Here is a 15,539-nt window from a genome sequence, read left to right on the forward strand (position 1 = left end):
TCACCCTCAAACAAGTCAACACACCTATCGTCAAAAAACTGACATTTTTGCTAACCGTATGAAAGTAAAAGATAGTTTCAAGGCGAACCGCAAGGGAGGGCAAGAGGAGCCTCCTGTATGTGCTGACTGGTTCTGTTTCGGGAAACATGCAATAGGAACGGATAAGAGTTTCAGCCAGACTGGGGCGTCCAACGCCCCTTATAGCCTTAAGAATTGGAGAGCCCGTGCGCATTCTCGATGAAGCCGTCATTCCCGAGCTGCCGAATTACTACCGTGGCAAGGTGCGTGAAAATTACGATCTGCCCGACGGCAACCGCATTATCATATCAACCGATCGCCTCAGCGCATTCGACCGCATCCTCACCTGTGTTCCTTATAAGGGGCAGGTATTGACCCAGACGGCACGCTACTGGTTCGAGCAGGCGAAGGATATCTGCCCCAACCACGTGGTCAGCTATCCCGATCCGAATGTCGTCATCGGCAAGAGGCTTGAAATATTGCCGGTCGAAGTGGTGGTTCGCGGTTATCTGGCCGGCACCACCGGCACATCTATCCTGACCCTTTATAAGAAAGGCCAGAGACAGATGTACGGCATGAGCCTGCCGGACGGGATGAAGGACAACCAGATCTTGCCCGAGCCGGTGATCACGCCGACGAGCAAGGCCTTCGATGGTGGTCACGACGAGCCGTTAACGCCGGCCGAGATCGTGGAGAAGAAACTTCTGACGCAGGAGCAATGGGACACGCTTTCCCGTTACGCGCTCGCACTGTTCAAACGCGGACAGGAGATTGCCGCAAAGCAGGGCCTCATCCTCGTCGATACGAAATACGAATTCGGCACCGATGAAAACGGCACGATCATTCTGGCAGACGAAATCCACACGCCTGACAGCAGCCGCTACTGGATGGCTGAAACCTATGAAGAGAGCTTCCGCAACGGCGCACGGCCGGCAAGCTTCGACAAGGATTTCGTGAGAGCCTGGGTTGCCGAACGCTGCGATCCCTATAAGGACGACGTTCCGGAAATTCCGCAGGAACTCGTATTGCAGACGTCAAGGGTATATATTGATGCATACGAACGCATCACCGGACAAAGCTTCGTTCCCGACGATAGCGGCGAGACGCCGCTGGCAAGAGTACGCCGGAACCTGGAGCAATTTTTCCCCGGAGTCTGACCTTGAGCAAAACGATCGAACAGGCGAGAAAGGGTGACAGGAGGAACGACGTTCCTGTCAAGCGCCGGCCTCGCCGTTCCGCCGAAGAGACGCGGCGGGACATTCTTGCCAAAGCCGAAGAACTTTTTCGCGAGCGCGGGTTCAATGCAGTGGCGATTGCCGATATCGCCGCAGCACTCGGCATGTCGCCCGCGAACGTCTTCAAGAACTTCAATTCGAAGAATGCGCTCGTCGATGCCATCGGGTTTGAGCAGATCGGTGCATTCGAGCGGGAAATCCACCCGCTCGATAAAAGTCATGCACCAGTTTCAAGGCTGCGCCATCTCGCCCGCACCCTGATGGAACAACACCATCAGAACCTCAACGACAATCCCTATATATTCGAAATGATCCTGATGACGGCCAAGCAGGACATGAAGTGCGGTGACTATTACAAATCCGTCATCGCAAACCTGGTGGCCGACATTATTCGCGATGGCGTAGATAAGGGAATTTACGCCCCCGCCGACATCCCGCCTCTGGCGGAAACCGTTCTCCACGCACTCGCGAGCGTCATCCATCCCGTCCTCATCGCACGGGAAGATATCGGCAATTTAGCAACACGTTGCGATCAACTGGTTGATTTAATCGAGGCAGGATTGCGCAATCCGCTTGCTAAGTGACGATTCTCAACTTACGTCACCTTCTCGCAATTGCTTGCGAAGCGTGAAAGCCTGCGCTTCTATGCGAATGGCGGTCCGAGCAGATTGAACGAAGAAGGTCCCCATAGGGCCTTCACCCATCGTTCCTGCACCCGGACCAGCATCCGCCGAGCGACACTGCGCTTATAGTTGAATGCGACCGATACGCAGGGAAGAACAATGAGCCGACGTATTTTACCCCTATTTGCTTCTCTGTGCATGACCGCAGTTCTCGCGGGATGCAGCGATGGCGGCGAAAGCAGCCAGACCGCCGGCCAGGGCGCCGCGCGTCCCCCGTCTCCGGTCAGCATCATTGTGATGAAGACGAGCGAATATCCCCTGACCACCGTTCTTCCCGGCCGCGCAAGCGCGTTCCAGACGGCGGAAATCCGCCCGCGCGTCACCGGCATCATCCGCGACATTCCCTTCAAGGAAGGCAGCGAGGTCAAGCAGGGTGACATTCTCTACCAGATTGAAGACAACACCTATCTGGCAGAAGTGGCACAGGCCAAGGCAAGCGTGGCGAAAGCCGAAGCAAGCGTTCCGAGCGCCCAGGCGAACCTTGCCCGCTACGAGCGGCTGGTCAACAGCGGCGCAACGCAGATCGAATATGAAAACGCCAAGGTGACGCTGCTTCAGGCCGAAGCCGACGTGGCCCAGGCCAAGGCTGCGCTGGAAACGGCTGAGATCAATCTCGATCTCACCAAGGTCCGCGCGCCTTTCGATGGCATCACCAGCGCTACCGCTTTCAGCATCGGCAACGTGGTGACGGCAAACCAGACGACGGCTTTGACGACGCTGCGCCGCATCGATCCGATCTACATCGATCTGATGGAATCCAGCATCAATCTTCTGCGTCTGAAAAAGGCGATCTCTTCGGGCCAGCTCGGCGGCGATACCAAGGAAACCGGCATTCACCTGACGCTGGAAGACGGCACCGAATACAAGCATGACGGCAAGATCGACATGTCGGACATGGCGGTGAGCGAAACCACGGGCACCTTCTCCATCCGTGCTCTCTTCGATAACCCGGACGATCTTCTGCTTCCCGGCACCTATGTTCGCGCAACGCTGACCATCGGTAAGGAAACGGGTTTCCGCATCCCGCAGCGCGCAGCGAGCCGGAACGCCAATGGCGAACTGACCGCAAAATTTGTCACCGCGGAAAACAAGGTGGAAACGCGCACCTTCCCGTCCAGCCAGCAGTCGGGCAATGCCTGGCTGGTGACGGAAAACGTCAAGGATGGCGACAAGCTCATCGTTGACGGCTTCCAGTGGATTGCCGACAGCGCGACGGTCGCGCCCGTGGAAGTGACCATCGACGATCGCGGTATCGTCGTTCTGCCGCAGCAAGCTCCGCCTGCCGCCGCCCCCTCGAAATAAACATGAGCACGAAACCCTCGGTCGAAGCTCGTAAAAGGTAAGGCAGGACTGCCATGGCCCATTTCTTTATCAGGCGCCCCGTTTTTGCATGGGTTATCGCCATCGTCATCATGCTGGGCGGCGCTCTGGCAATTGTGACGCTCTCCATCTCGCAATATCCCGATATTGCCCCAACGACAGTCCGCGTCAGCGCAACCTATAACGGCGCTAGCGCGGAGACGGTCGAAAAATCGGTGACGACCATCATTGAGGACGGCATGACCGGCCTCGACGACCTCACCTATATGACCTCGTCTTCCTCGACCGGCAGCGCCGAAGTGACGCTGACCTTCGGCAACAGCATCCTGCCTGACATCGCGCAGGTTCAGGTGCAGAACAAGCTGCAGCTCGTGCAGTCGCAATTGCCCGACACCGTGCAGCAGCGCGGTATTCAGGTCAGCCGCTCCACATCGAGCATTCTGATGGTGGGTGCGCTGATCTCGACGGACGGCAAGCGCAATTCGGCCGATCTCGGCGACGTGTTCTCTTCGCGCGTTGAAGACCAGATCAAGCGCCTTGAAGGCGTGGGCAGCATCAACGTCTTCGGTTCCGAATATGCGATGCGCATCTGGCTCGACCCGTTCAAGCTCAACAAATACCAGCTGACCACGGCTGACGTCACCGGCGCCATCGAAAGCCAGAACACCCAGGTTTCGGTCGGCTCCCTCGGTGCCGTTCCCGCCGTCCAGGGCCAGCAGCTCAATGTGACGGTGACGGCGCAGAGCCAGCTCACCACCGTCGCCGATTTCGAATCGGTCATCTTGAAGGTTGAGAAGGACGGCGCAACCGTTCGCCTGAGCGACGTGGCCCGCATCGAAATCGGCCAGGAAACCTATGGCGGTGATTCCCGCTCCAACGGCCGTCCTTCCGCCGGTTTCGCGGTCAACCTCGCCACGGGCGCCAACGCGCTCGATACTGCAGCACGTGTCAAGTCCGCACTTACCGCCGTTGAGGGCTCGCTGCCTGCGGGCGTCTCGATCGAATATCCCTACGACACGACACCCTTCGTGAAGCTGTCGATCGAGAAAGTGGTGCATACGCTGATCGAGGCGATCATCCTCGTCTTCGTCGTGCTGCTGGTCTTCCTGCAAAACCTGCGCGCCACCTTCATTCCGATGATCGCCGTGCCCGTCGTGCTCCTCGGCACGTTCGGCATCCTCGCAGTCACCGGATATTCTATCAACACGCTGACCATGTTCGCCATGGTTCTGGCGATCGGCCTTCTCGTGGATGACGCCATCGTCGTTGTTGAAAACGTCGAGCGCATCATGTCGGAAGAGGGCCTGTCGCCGGTCGAGGCGACGGAAAAATCGATGGGCGAGATAACCGGCGCCATCATCGGCATCGCGCTCGTCCTGACCGCCGTGTTTATTCCCATGGCCTTCTTTGGCGGATCGACTGGTATCATCTATCGCCAGTTCTCTATCACGATCGTTTCGGCCATGCTGCTTTCGGCGGTGGTCGCCATCGTTCTGACGCCGGCGCTGTGCGCCACAATGCTGAAGCCCATCGACCATACCAAAAAGCAGCGTGGACCGGGTGCCTGGTTCAACCGCGGCTTCGGCAAGACGACGGACGGCTATGTCTCGTCGATCGGCTATCTGCTGAAACGGCCCCTGCGCGTGACGATTCTTTTCCTGATCGTCGTCGGCGGCTGCGCCTGGTTCTTCACCAAACTGCCAAGCTCCTTCCTCCCACAGGAAGATCAGGGCGTGCTGCTGACGATCATCCAGACACCGACCGGTTCGAACATCGAACGCACCAACGAGGTGGTAAAACAGGTCGAAAGCTACTTCCGTGAAAAAGAAGCAGCCAATGTCGAATCGGTTTTCGGCGTGCTTGGATTCAGCTTCAGCGGTTCGGGTCAGAACAACGCGATCGTCTTCACCAAGCTCAAGGACTTTTCCGAGCGAACCGCACCCGATCAACACGCCGCCGCCATTGTGCAGCGGGCAATGGGTACGTTCTTCGGCTTCCGCGATGCACAGGTATTCCCGCTTTTGCCGCCGGCAATTCAGGGCATGGGCACGTCGAGCGGTTTCTCCATGTATCTCGTGGATAGCGGCCGCAACGGCACCGACGCTCTGACCGCAACCTCCAAGGACCTGATTGCGCTTGCAACAAGCAATCCAAAAATCAGCTCTCTGCGAAGCGACAGCCAGGACAACGAAACACAGATGAAGATCATTCTCGATCAGGAAAAGATGGGGGCCATGGGCGTCGATCTTTCCTCCGTGAACCTGATGCTGTCGACGATCTTTGCCGGCCGGGATGTCAACGACTTCACCCTGAACGGTGAGCTCAAGCCGGTCTATGTTCAGGGCGATGCACCCTATCGCATGCAGCCGGACGACCTGAAGTTCTGGTATGCCCGCAACACCAGCGGCGAAATGGTACCTTTCTCCTCCTTCAGCGAGGTGAAGTGGATCAACGCGCCGCCGTCACTGGCACGCTACAACGGTACGGGCGCGATCTCGCTTGAAGGCACCGCCGGCGCAGGCGTTGCTTCCGGCGAAGCCATGGACGAGATGGAACGTCTGACGGCAAGCTTGCCAGGCGGTTACACCGTGGCATGGCAGGGTATCTCCTATCAGGAACGCCTTTCCGGCTCGCAGGCGCCCATGCTGTACGCGCTGTCGGTTCTCATCGTGTTCCTTTGCCTGGCTGCCCTTTATGAAAGCTGGTCGATCCCGTTCTCGGTCATTCTGGCTGTCCCGGTGGGTGTCCTCGGCGCTTTGACTGCGGCCCATTTCTTCGGCCAGACGAACGACGTCTACTTCAAGGTGGGCCTGCTGACGACCATCGGCCTTGCCGCGAAAAACGCGATCCTGATCGTTGAATTCGCCAAGGAGAGGCAGGAGCACGGGTTAAGTCTGGTGGAGGCGGCACTGGAGGCGGCGAAGCTGCGCCTGCGTCCGATCATCATGACGTCGCTCGCCTTCATCCTCGGCGTCGTGCCTCTCGCGATCGCAACCGGAGCGGGTTCTGCCGCGCAAAATGCAATCGGTATCGGGGTGCTGGGTGGTATGCTTTCTGCAACACTGCTCGGAATTTTCTTCGTTCCGTCCTTTTTCGTCATCATTCGTCGCCTTTCAAGGCGTTAACAAAACAAAAATGGGCTGTGCCAACCGTTAATACGCTGCTAGAAATATGGCCGATTTGGCAAACGCACGTTTCTAGGGCATATCGACCGCGCAGCCCATTTGTCAGCAAGCCGCGCTTGGTAAGCCAACCAGAGAATTGGGAAAATTATATGCTGTCTATTCGCGCTACTATTCCCCTGACAATGCTACTGCTTTCGGGCTGCGTTGTCGGACCCGACCACAAGACGCCGGAAATTCAATTGCCGGGAAAGTTCGCGGAAGCCGGAAAAACCAGTAATGGCGACATCAGCAGCGTTGCATGGTGGACGGCCTTTAACGACAACCGCCTGAACGGTTACGTCTCCACCGGCCTTGCGCAGAACCTCACCGTGATGCAGGCAATCGAGCGCATCAATCAGGCGCAGGCCCAGGTGATCGTGGACGGCGCCGGCGGCCTGCCGAGCCTGACTGGCAGTGGCAGCCACACGACCAGCGAGACCAAGGGCAGCTACCGTGACGTTCCCGTCACCAACGTGTCCAACGGCAGCCTTAGCGTTTCCTGGTTCCTCGACCTTTTCGGTCGCTATCGCCGGGCAACGGAAAGCGCCGATGCTTCGCTCGACGCCGCGTACTCCACCGTCGACGTTCAGCGCCTGACGCTGATTTCCTCAGTCGCCGCGGCCTATATCGACGTGCGCTATTATCAGGAGCGCCTGGCGATTGCCCGCCAGAACCTGAGTTCACGCCGCGAAACGCTCGATCTGACGAAGCTGCAGCTCGAAGCGGGTGCGGCCTCGCGTCTCGATGTCGTCCAGTCCGAAGGTCTGGTCAATTCAACGCTGTCGCAGATACCCGGCCTCGAAACCAGCTTCCGCAAGTCAGCCCACCGCATCGCGACCCTGCTCGGCATGCCGGCCTCGTCGCTCATCGCCGAGCTGCAGAAGGGCGCACGCCAGCCTGTTGCGCGCGCAGTTCCCCGCACCGGCATCCCGGCCGACCTGATCCGCAACCGTCCGGACATCCGCGTCGCTGAACGCAATCTCGCCGCTGCGGTCGCCACGATCGGTGTAACCGAGGCACAGCTTTATCCAAGCATCGAGCTTGGTGGCGCGATCACCCCGAGCTACAATTTCCTGAGTGGCGGCGGCAGGGGAACGGCCAATAGCTGGTCCTTCGGTCCGAGCCTCACTCTCCCGATCCTCGATGGTGGCAGACTGCGCGCCAATGTCGACATCGCGAACTCGCAAGCACGCGAGCAATATCTCGTCTGGAAGGCAACCGTTCTCAACGCGGTTGAAGAAGTCGAAAACGCCCTGGCCGCCATCAATCGCGACCAGCGTACCGTCGACGCGCTGAGAAAGACTGTCTCATCCTACCAGGAAGCGCTGCAGCTCTCGACAGCCAGCTATCGTGACGGTGCGTCGTCTCTGCTCGACGTTCTGGATGCCCAGCGGTCGGTCTCCGATGCGCAGGCAAACCTTGCAACGGCGATCCAGACGACCGCGCAGGATTATGTATCGCTCAACGTGGCTCTCGGCGGCGGTTATGCCGTTGGCCAGCCTGTCCCGAAGAAGTCCGCTGGCCCAACCGTGGTCGCTGCAAAGGGCATGTAAGAAACGCCTCAAGGCAAATGAAAAGCCCGCGTCGAGACGCGGGCTTTTTTTGTATTCCAGACACAAAAAAGCACCGGTCGCCCGGTGCTTTTTGTTTAACCTGCCGTCAGGCTCAGTTCTTGGCGCGCTCGACGTAGGAATTGTCTTCCGTCGCGATGACCACGCGGATACCGGCGTCGATGTGCGGCGGCACCATGGTGCGGATGCCGTTGGAAAGAATTGCCGGCTTGTAGGAAGAAGAAGCCGTCTGGCCCTTCACAACCGGTTCCGTTTCGACGATTTCCAGCGTGACGTGGCGCGGCAGTTCGACAGCCAGCGGATTGCCTTCGTGAATGGAAAGAACGCAGGTCATGCCTTCCTGCAGATAGGCCTTCTGGTCGCCCATCGTCTCGACATCGACAACGACCTGATCGTAGTTTGCCGGGTTCATGAAGTGGAAGCCTTCGCCATCTTCATAAAGGAACTGGAAGTTCAGGTCTTCGACGAAAGCACGCTCAACCTGTTCGGTCGTGCGCCAGCGCTCGGAGACCTTCACGCCGTCAACGATGCGGCGCATGTCAACCTGCGTGACCGGCGTGCCCTTGCCCGGGTGAAAGTTCTGCGCGGTGAGAACAACGTAGAGCTTGCCGTCCACGTCGAGAACATTGCCCTTGCGGACGGATGAGGCGATAACCTTGACCATATGACTTCCTTGTAACTCGATGAAATGCGTCGTAAAGGACTGCGCGATAGCACCGGCCCGGCAGACGTTTTGTCTTTTTTCTGGGGCGCAACTACCTTAAATCCGCGCGAATTGCCAGCCTTCTACAGCAATTCGCGGAAGAGTGCCTAGCGGTTTTCCGCCCGGAATTGCTTTAAATGATGCGATCAGGCGTTTTGCGGGCCGTTTATCCGTAACAAGGCCAGCAGGTAAGACGGAAAAGAAAAAAGAGATGGGCTCAAGCAACGAGACAATGTCGCCCTGGTGGACGCCCGACGTCCATGCCGACCGCCGCGCCTTTCTGCTTGGACGCAACGCGATCCAGTCGGAATTTCGCAGCTATTTCGCGCGCGCGGACTTTCTAGAGGTCGACACCGCCACATTGCAGATTTCTCCTGGCAACGAGGCACATCTGCATGCCTTCGCCACCCAGGGACTGACGCCGGCCGGCGACGCCGCTCCGCTCTATCTCCACACCTCGCCCGAATTCGCCTGCAAGAAATTGCTCGCGGCCGGTGAAGAACGCATTTTCTGTTTCGCCCATGTTTATCGAAACCGGGAAAGAGGCCCCCTGCACCACCCAGAATTCACGATGCTGGAATGGTATAGGGTAGGAGAAACCTACGAGATCCTGATGAAGGACAGCGCCAATCTTCTGGCGCTGGCGGCGGAAACCGCCAAAACAAACAATTTCACCTATCGTGGCCGCAGCGTCGATCCGTTCCTCGAACCGGAACGTCTGAGCGTCGCGGAAGCCTTCGATCGCTATGCGGGAATTGATCTTCTGGCGACGATTGACCGAAACGGCGAGACGGATAGCCAGCACCTTGCCGCGAGCCTCACCAATGCCGGAATTCGTGTGGCTAAGGACGACACCTGGGCGGATATGTTCAGCCGCGTTATCGTGGAGCGGGTGGAACCAGAACTGGGCTTCGGCCGCGCCACCATTCTCGATGAATACCCCACAAGCGAGGCTGCGCTTGCCCGCAAATCGCCTGGGGATGCGCGGGTGGCGGAACGGTTCGAGCTTTATGCGTGTGGCGTGGAACTTGCCAATGCCTTTGGCGAATTGACCGACGCTACTGAGCAGAGACGGCGTTTCGAAATGGAGATGGTTGAGAAGCAGCGGGTTTACGGCGAGACCTATCCTTTGGACGAGGATTTTCTGGCGGCGCTGGCGATCATGCCGCCGGCAAGCGGCATAGCACTCGGTTTCGACCGACTAGTGATGCTGGCAACCGGCGCGCCCCGAATCGATCTGGTCATGTGGGCACCCGTCGCGGAATACGGACGATGACAAGGCTTGAAACCATCAAGACACCCGAAGCACTTGTTGAGGCGGGGTTGATCAAGACCGAGGCGCTCGAGGACGTGCGCGCGGTGACGCAGCGTTACGCGTTAGCCATCACAGCGACAATGGCCGATCTGATGGACAGCGGCGATCCGCAGGACCCCATCGCGCGGCAATTCGTGCCGGACCTAGCCGAACTCGTCCACCTTCCCGAAGAACGGGACGATCCGATCGGCGACGGTGCACATAGTCCCGTCCATGGCATCGTCCACCGTTATCCGGACCGGGTGCTTTTGAAGGCGGTGCATGTCTGCCCCGTCTATTGCCGTTTCTGTTTCCGCCGCGAAATGGTCGGGCCGCAAGGCAACGGCATGATGAGCCCGGAAGAGCTGGACGCCGCATTCGACTATATAAAAGCCAACCCGGCCATCTGGGAGGTCATCCTCACCGGCGGCGATCCGCTGGTGCTCTCGGCGCGGCGATTGTCCGACCTGATGACGCGGCTGAAAGACGTACCGCACGTCAAGATCGTTCGCTTCCACACCCGTGTACCGGTCGTCGATCCCGAACGAATCGACGGGCCGCTGATCGAGGCATTGAAGGCTAGCGGCAAAACCACCTATGTGGCCCTGCACGCCAACCACGCACGCGAACTTGGGCAAGCAGCCAGAAGTGCTTGCGCGCGGCTGATCGATGCCGGCATCGCCATGGTCAGCCAGACCGTGCTTTTGAAGGGCATCAACGATGATTCGGCAATTCTCGCCGAACTGATGCGCGCCTTTGTCGAGAACCGTATCAAGCCCTATTACCTGCACCACCCCGACCTTGCGCCCGGCACCAGCCATTTCCGGCTGACGATAGAAGAAGGTCAGCGAATCGTTTCCGCGTTGCGCGGGCATGTCTCCGGTCTTTGCCAGCCGACCTACGTTCTCGACATTCCGGGCGGTCACGGCAAGGCCACGATCGGCCCGAATGCGGCCGAAAAAACCCGCGATGGCTGCTACTCCGTCTCGGACTTCAACGGAAACGATCATATTTACCCGCCGCCTGCATCCGGCGACGATTAAAAAAAGCATAAAAAGCCCGCCGTGTCGGGCTTTTCAAAGCGGCGTCGAACGAAAACAAAAATTTCACATTTCCGCCCCCCTCCTGTCATCATAAAGAAAAATATTCTACCTATAACAATCAGCATTGATTTTAATGGTGGTCTGGATTATCAGTGTGGGACTGGAGAGCAAGTCTCCTGATTCCGGATCAACACCAATACAGGGAGTGTGTCATGTTAAAATATATTCGCATCAACGCAATCCTTGGTCTTGAGTCCTGGAATGCTGGATTTAAATCCACGTGTTCCCGCTGCTGTCGAATGTGACCTGACGGTCTCAATTTTCTGAAAATCAGTTCGACAACATGCTGTGTTAATGAGCCACAGCGGGAGTATACCTATGCAAAAGCAAGTTATTGAATTCGCTGGCGAACCCGTCGGCATCGTCATACCGGACAACGACCGGCTGAAGTTCATCGCGGTGAAGTTCCACGTCCACGACCTGGACGAACAGAAGTTCGACAGCGCCGACGATGTGCGGATTGCAATTCGCAATCTCGTGCGCAGCCGGAACCTGGCCGCGGCCTGATGCGGGAAACCCATCACCCGCTCACGGACCTTTCAAAACCAAAGTGCGCCCAATATCGGATCCAGAATACCGGGTCGATGGCGCGCTTTTCTATTGCCTGACAATCCGTCCACTGGTCTGTCATAAACCACGACGGGGTGTATCAATACGCCCTGCACTAAGTTGAAATAGCTTTTTCAAATCCGGATTGGAGTGCAAAAGCCACGCGCTCCTAGAACTCCCACCTCTCCTCGTTTCTGTGCTTGTCACAGGAAACCAGCCAGCCCAGATCCTAGTGCTGAAAAGACTCTCTCGCCGCCCAGAGGCGCGTCAGAACGCGGTAAAGGTCAGCGTCGTCAACGAGCGGACGATGCCCGGAATGTTGACGATGTTCTGGTTGATGAACTTGCCGATATCCTCTTCCTGTGGAAGATAGATCTTCAGCATCAGATCATATTCGCCGCTGGTGGAATAAAGCTCGGAAACCAGCTCCGTTTTATAGATGGCATCGGCGACATCATAGGTCTTGCCGGGCTCGCATTGAAGCTGGACAAAAATGGGCTTCACGGACATCTCCCGTATTGGAACTTGTGGTGCGTGGCTCTTCGCCATGCGTCATGGCGCACTATTGGCTTAGCCGCGCCGGTCTTGCAAGACCGCCTGCCGGTTTAGGCAGAAAAGTCTCTACCAGCCCCGATCGCGGCCTGAGAAACGATCCAGCTTCGAAAACTTTCAAGCGGAGCGTAACCGGCGCGATCGGGCATGCAGGCGAGATAATAGGCCTCTTCGCTCTCCACCTCGCCGGTAACCGCCGCGACAAGCCGGCCGCTTCGCAACTCCTCCCCGATCATGAAGGACGGAACGAGCGATGCCCCCACCCCGGCGCTCGCCGCCTCGGCAATCGTCGTGAACTGATCGAAAAGCATGCCATGCACATTGTCGAAAACCACATCATGGCTGCGAAACCATTGTTCCCAGGCGTCCGGCCGGGTCGTCATGTGCAGCAGCGGCACATGCAGCAGATCGCCCGGCTGTGAAAGCCCGTAGCGCTCCCTGAAAGCGGGACTGCACACCGGAATGACTGTTTCATGCATCAGAAAAACGAGTTCGGTACCCGGCCAATGCGGCAAACCGAAATGGATCGCCGCATCGACTGTATCGGTACGGAAATCGAACAGCGATGAACGCGTAAGAAGATTGACCGAAACGCCCGGATGTCGGGCAATGAAATCGGGAAGACGCGGCACCAGCCAGCGCGTACCAAAGCTTGGCAAAACACCGAGATTGAGCGTGCCGCCATCCGGATTGGCGCGCAGATTGAGCGACGCGGTCGATATTCGCCGCAGGGCCTCCCGGATTTCCCGCGCATAACCCTCCCCCGCCCGGGTGAGCCGGATTGTCTGCCGCTCGCGCAGAAACAGCGCCACGCCAAGCTGCTCCTCAAGCGCGAGGATCTGCCGGCTGACCGCGCCTTGAGTAAGCCCGAGTTCTCTCGCAGCCGCGGTCACGCTGCCGGTGCGCGAGGCGGCTTCAAAGGCCGCAAGAAGTGAAAGCGACGGTAAGAAGCGCCGAGGTGGCAGAACCATATTCCCTCACGGAATGAACTCTTGACGATATGTCGATATTCAACAGGTGAGGCCGCTTGTAAAGTCTCATAAACAAGGGCTTGTGACTCATACGGAAAACAAATGAACTCGCCCGGAAAATGGTGGAACGATGTATAATGACCCCCGCTCGCACGGCCTCTGGGAAAAGACCGCGCCGCAGCCGCCCGCAACGCCTGCTCTGCAAGGCGAGGCGGTTGCCGATGTGGTGATTGTCGGTGGCGGCTTCACCGGACAATCCGCCGCCCTTCATCTTGCTGAAAAGGGCATGGATGTCGTTCTTCTCGAAGCCAGGGAAATCGGCTTCGGCGGCGCCGGCCGCAATGTCGGTCTCATCAACGGCGGCATGTGGGTCATGCCGAGGGAGTTGCCCGGCGTGCTGGGCGAAACCTATGGGGAACGGCTTCTCAGCCTTCTGGGTGATGCGCCGTTGCTGGTGCGCGAATTGGTGGAAAAACACGCGATTCCCTGCGAGATCGAAAAGAATGGCACATTGCATTGCGCCGTCGGTGAAAAAGGGCTCGCCGAAATTCGCGAGCGCTGCGAACAATGGGCAGCCAGGGGCGCTCCCGTCCGCCTTCTCGATGCCGATGAAACGGCAAGACACACCGGCAGCACCGCCTATTCCGGCGCACTTTTCGATACGCGCGCCGGCACGCTTCAGCCGCTTGCCTATGTTCGTGGTCTGGCTGCCACCGCGCAAAAGGCAGGAGCACGGCTGCACACCGCCAGCCCCGTCGTGTCGACCGAACGCAGCGGCGGAAAATGGGTGGTAAAAACACCGCAGGGATCGGTGACCGCCAACTGGATCGTCGTCGCCACCGAAGCCTACAGCACCGGGCCGTGGCAGATCGTCCGCGACGAACAGACCTACCTGCCCTACTTCAACTTCGCGACCAGACCGCTTAGCGACAATCTGCAAAAGAGTATCCTGCCGAACCGAGAAGGTTGCTGGGATACAAAGGAAATCCTCTCCTCGTTCCGCATGGACAAAGCGGGTCGGCTGGTCTTCGGCAGCGTCGGCGCCTTGCGCAGCACGGGTGCCGCCATTCACCGGGCATGGGCCAAACGATCGCTGAAGCGGCTTTTCCCGCAACTGGGAGAGACGGAATTCGAATGCGAATGGTACGGCCAGATCGGCATGACGGACAATGCCGTGCCGCGTTTCCATAAATTCGCGGAAAATGTCGTCGGTTTTTCCGGTTATAATGGCCGCGGCATCGCGCCCGGTACTGCCTTCGGCAAGGTGATTGCGCAACATATTCTCGGTGATATCGCCGAAAACGACCTGCCTCTTCCCGTGACCGAACCAAAAGCGCAGGCCTTCCGGGCAGTGAAGGAAGCCTATTACGAGGCGGGCGCACAGATTGCCCATTTCGCCGGTGAACGCTTCTGATCAACAGGCCGAAAGCCGCCGGTCGTGGCGGCTTTTTTAAACGGCATCGATATATTCTTGAAAATATAATGATTGCCCTATAGGCCTATCGATATATTCATCAGGATATCTCGAACCGGGGGAACACACCTTGAGACTCTTACGCCGCACCTTCTTCAAAACCATCGCCGCAGCAACATCCTTCTGGGTGGCGGCATCCTTTGCGGTGGTTCCCGCCCATGCCGGCGAAAAAGTCACGGTGTTTGCTGCCGCGAGCATGAAAAACGCACTTGATGCGATCAATGCCGAATGGGCGAAGGAAAGCGGCAATGAAGCGACCGTGTCCTACGCCGCAAGCTCCGCACTTGCCAAACAGATCGAGCAGGGTGCACCGGCGGATATCTTCATTTCCGCCGACCTCGCCTGGATGGATTATGTTGCCGAAAAGAAGCTGATCAACGTCGAAAGCCGCTCCAATCTTCTTGGCAACCGCATCGTTCTCGTCGCCCCGGCCGATAAGGCCAAGCCGGTCGATATCAAAAAGGACTTCGATCTCGCCGGACTGGTGGGCGATGGCCGACTGGCCATGGGCGCGGTCGATTCCGTTCCGGCGGGTAAATACGGCAAGGCTGCGCTGGAAAAGCTCGGCGTCTGGTCATCCGTGGAAAAGAAAGTCGCCGGCGCGGAAAGCGTGCGCGCAGCGCTGCTGCTCGTGTCGCGCGGCGAAGCGCCCTATGGCATCGTCTACCAGACCGATGCGGCCGCCGATCCGGGCGTGAAGATCGTCGGCACCTTCCCGGAAGACAGCCATCCGCCGATCATCTACCCCGTCGCCATTCTCTCGGAAGCAAAATCTCCGGCGGCAAAATCCTATCTGGATTTCCTGAAGTCCGCCAAGGCTACGCCCTTCTTCGAAAAGCAAGGCTTTACCGTTTTGAAATAAACTGCGTTTCGCGGTCCCATCCCGTATGGGACCGCGAGAG

The 15,539-nt window shown here is 58.2% G+C and carries 14 protein-coding genes; 11 read left to right on the forward strand and 3 right to left on the reverse strand.

Features of this window, described 5'->3' with window-relative positions; all coding sequences use genetic code 11:
- From ACQZ63_RS19720 to ACQZ63_RS19745, 6 genes are all read left to right on the forward strand, one after another.
- Window positions 1-241, forward strand: a 241-nt coding sequence (locus ACQZ63_RS19720; RefSeq protein ID WP_448799389.1) for a hypothetical protein, incomplete at its 5' end; no start/stop codon positions are given.
- Window positions 225-1,175 (forward strand): phosphoribosylaminoimidazolesuccinocarboxamide synthase, encoded by a 951-nt coding sequence (locus tag ACQZ63_RS19725; RefSeq protein WP_113556184.1) that lies wholly within the window; start codon window positions 225-227, stop codon window positions 1,173-1,175. The genes ACQZ63_RS19720 and ACQZ63_RS19725, both read left to right, overlap by 17 nt.
- A gap of 2 nt (window positions 1,176-1,177) precedes the next feature.
- A complete protein-coding gene (locus tag ACQZ63_RS19730; RefSeq protein WP_019566104.1) occupies window positions 1,178-1,837 on the forward strand; it encodes a TetR family transcriptional regulator in 660 nt (219 codons plus the stop codon).
- Between the two features lie 198 nt (window positions 1,838-2,035).
- A complete protein-coding gene (locus ACQZ63_RS19735) occupies window positions 2,036-3,238 on the forward strand; it encodes an efflux RND transporter periplasmic adaptor subunit (RefSeq protein WP_111796508.1) in 1,203 nt (400 codons plus the stop codon).
- A gap of 53 nt (window positions 3,239-3,291) precedes the next feature.
- Window positions 3,292-6,381 (forward strand): efflux RND transporter permease subunit, encoded by a 3,090-nt coding sequence (locus tag ACQZ63_RS19740; protein ID WP_111782619.1) that lies wholly within the window; start codon window positions 3,292-3,294, stop codon window positions 6,379-6,381.
- 149 nt (window positions 6,382-6,530) lie between these two features.
- Window positions 6,531-7,973, forward strand: coding sequence for an efflux transporter outer membrane subunit (locus ACQZ63_RS19745; RefSeq protein ID WP_065703449.1), 1,443 nt, complete (start codon window positions 6,531-6,533; stop codon window positions 7,971-7,973).
- Between the two features lie 112 nt (window positions 7,974-8,085).
- On the opposite strand, the gene efp is transcribed toward ACQZ63_RS19745, so the two are convergent.
- On the reverse strand, window positions 8,086-8,655 hold the full coding sequence (gene efp / locus ACQZ63_RS19750) for an elongation factor P (protein ID WP_003516849.1): 570 nt from the start codon (window positions 8,653-8,655) through the stop codon (window positions 8,086-8,088).
- A gap of 250 nt (window positions 8,656-8,905) precedes the next feature.
- Between efp and epmA the strand changes: the two genes are divergently transcribed.
- The 3 genes from epmA to ACQZ63_RS19765 all read left to right on the forward strand — a co-directional run bounded on the left by epmA (window position 8,906) and on the right by ACQZ63_RS19765 (window position 11,598).
- Entirely contained in the window at window positions 8,906-9,970 is a 1,065-nt protein-coding gene (epmA, locus tag ACQZ63_RS19755) for an EF-P lysine aminoacylase EpmA (RefSeq protein ID WP_113291877.1), read from the forward strand.
- A complete protein-coding gene (locus ACQZ63_RS19760) occupies window positions 9,967-11,031 on the forward strand; it encodes a lysine-2,3-aminomutase-like protein (protein WP_113291876.1) in 1,065 nt (354 codons plus the stop codon). The genes epmA and ACQZ63_RS19760 overlap by 4 nt, the downstream gene beginning before the upstream one ends.
- Before the next feature lie 378 nt (window positions 11,032-11,409).
- On the forward strand, window positions 11,410-11,598 hold the full coding sequence (locus ACQZ63_RS19765; protein ID WP_003516843.1) for a hypothetical protein: 189 nt from the start codon (window positions 11,410-11,412) through the stop codon (window positions 11,596-11,598).
- A 309-nt stretch (window positions 11,599-11,907) separates the two neighbouring features.
- Here ACQZ63_RS19765 and ACQZ63_RS19770 read toward each other — a convergent pair whose 3' ends face one another.
- Window positions 11,908-12,144 (reverse strand): Lrp/AsnC ligand binding domain-containing protein, encoded by a 237-nt coding sequence (locus tag ACQZ63_RS19770; RefSeq protein WP_003516842.1) that lies wholly within the window; start codon window positions 12,142-12,144, stop codon window positions 11,908-11,910.
- Window positions 12,145-12,245: 101 nt separating this feature from the next.
- Window positions 12,246-13,163 carry a LysR family transcriptional regulator gene (locus ACQZ63_RS19775; RefSeq protein WP_113556183.1) on the reverse strand — a complete coding sequence of 306 codons (918 nt, stop codon included), beginning with the start codon at window positions 13,161-13,163 and terminating at the stop codon, window positions 12,246-12,248.
- Window positions 13,164-13,293: 130 nt separating this feature from the next.
- Between ACQZ63_RS19775 and ACQZ63_RS19780 the strand changes: the two genes are divergently transcribed.
- The gene (locus ACQZ63_RS19780; RefSeq protein WP_113556182.1) at window positions 13,294-14,577 is read left to right on the forward strand and encodes an NAD(P)/FAD-dependent oxidoreductase; all 1,284 of its coding nucleotides are present in this window, start codon (window positions 13,294-13,296) and stop codon (window positions 14,575-14,577) included.
- Window positions 14,578-14,707: 130 nt separating this feature from the next.
- On the forward strand, window positions 14,708-15,499 hold the full coding sequence (modA, locus tag ACQZ63_RS19785) for a molybdate ABC transporter substrate-binding protein (RefSeq protein WP_113556181.1): 792 nt from the start codon (window positions 14,708-14,710) through the stop codon (window positions 15,497-15,499).
- Window positions 15,500-15,539: the final 40 nt, after the last annotated feature.

Source organism: Agrobacterium sp. CG160-95 (genome assembly GCF_053521725.1).

Coding starts and splice junctions, on each gene's coding strand:
- ACQZ63_RS19780 (WP_113556182.1), top strand. CDS start 13,294: ATGTATAATGACCCCCGCTCGCACGGCCTCTGGGAAAAGACCGCGCCG.
- ACQZ63_RS19740 (WP_111782619.1), top strand. CDS start 3,292: ATGGCCCATTTCTTTATCAGGCGCCCCGTTTTTGCATGGGTTATCGCC.
- epmA (WP_113291877.1), top strand. CDS start 8,906: ATGGGCTCAAGCAACGAGACAATGTCGCCCTGGTGGACGCCCGACGTC.
- ACQZ63_RS19735 (WP_111796508.1), top strand. CDS start 2,036: ATGAGCCGACGTATTTTACCCCTATTTGCTTCTCTGTGCATGACCGCA.
- ACQZ63_RS19760 (WP_113291876.1), top strand. CDS start 9,967: ATGACAAGGCTTGAAACCATCAAGACACCCGAAGCACTTGTTGAGGCG.
- ACQZ63_RS19745 (WP_065703449.1), top strand. CDS start 6,531: ATGCTGTCTATTCGCGCTACTATTCCCCTGACAATGCTACTGCTTTCG.
- ACQZ63_RS19765 (WP_003516843.1), top strand. CDS start 11,410: ATGCAAAAGCAAGTTATTGAATTCGCTGGCGAACCCGTCGGCATCGTC.
- ACQZ63_RS19775 (WP_113556183.1), bottom strand. CDS start 13,163: ATGGTTCTGCCACCTCGGCGCTTCTTACCGTCGCTTTCACTTCTTGCG.
- efp (WP_003516849.1), bottom strand. CDS start 8,655: ATGGTCAAGGTTATCGCCTCATCCGTCCGCAAGGGCAATGTTCTCGAC.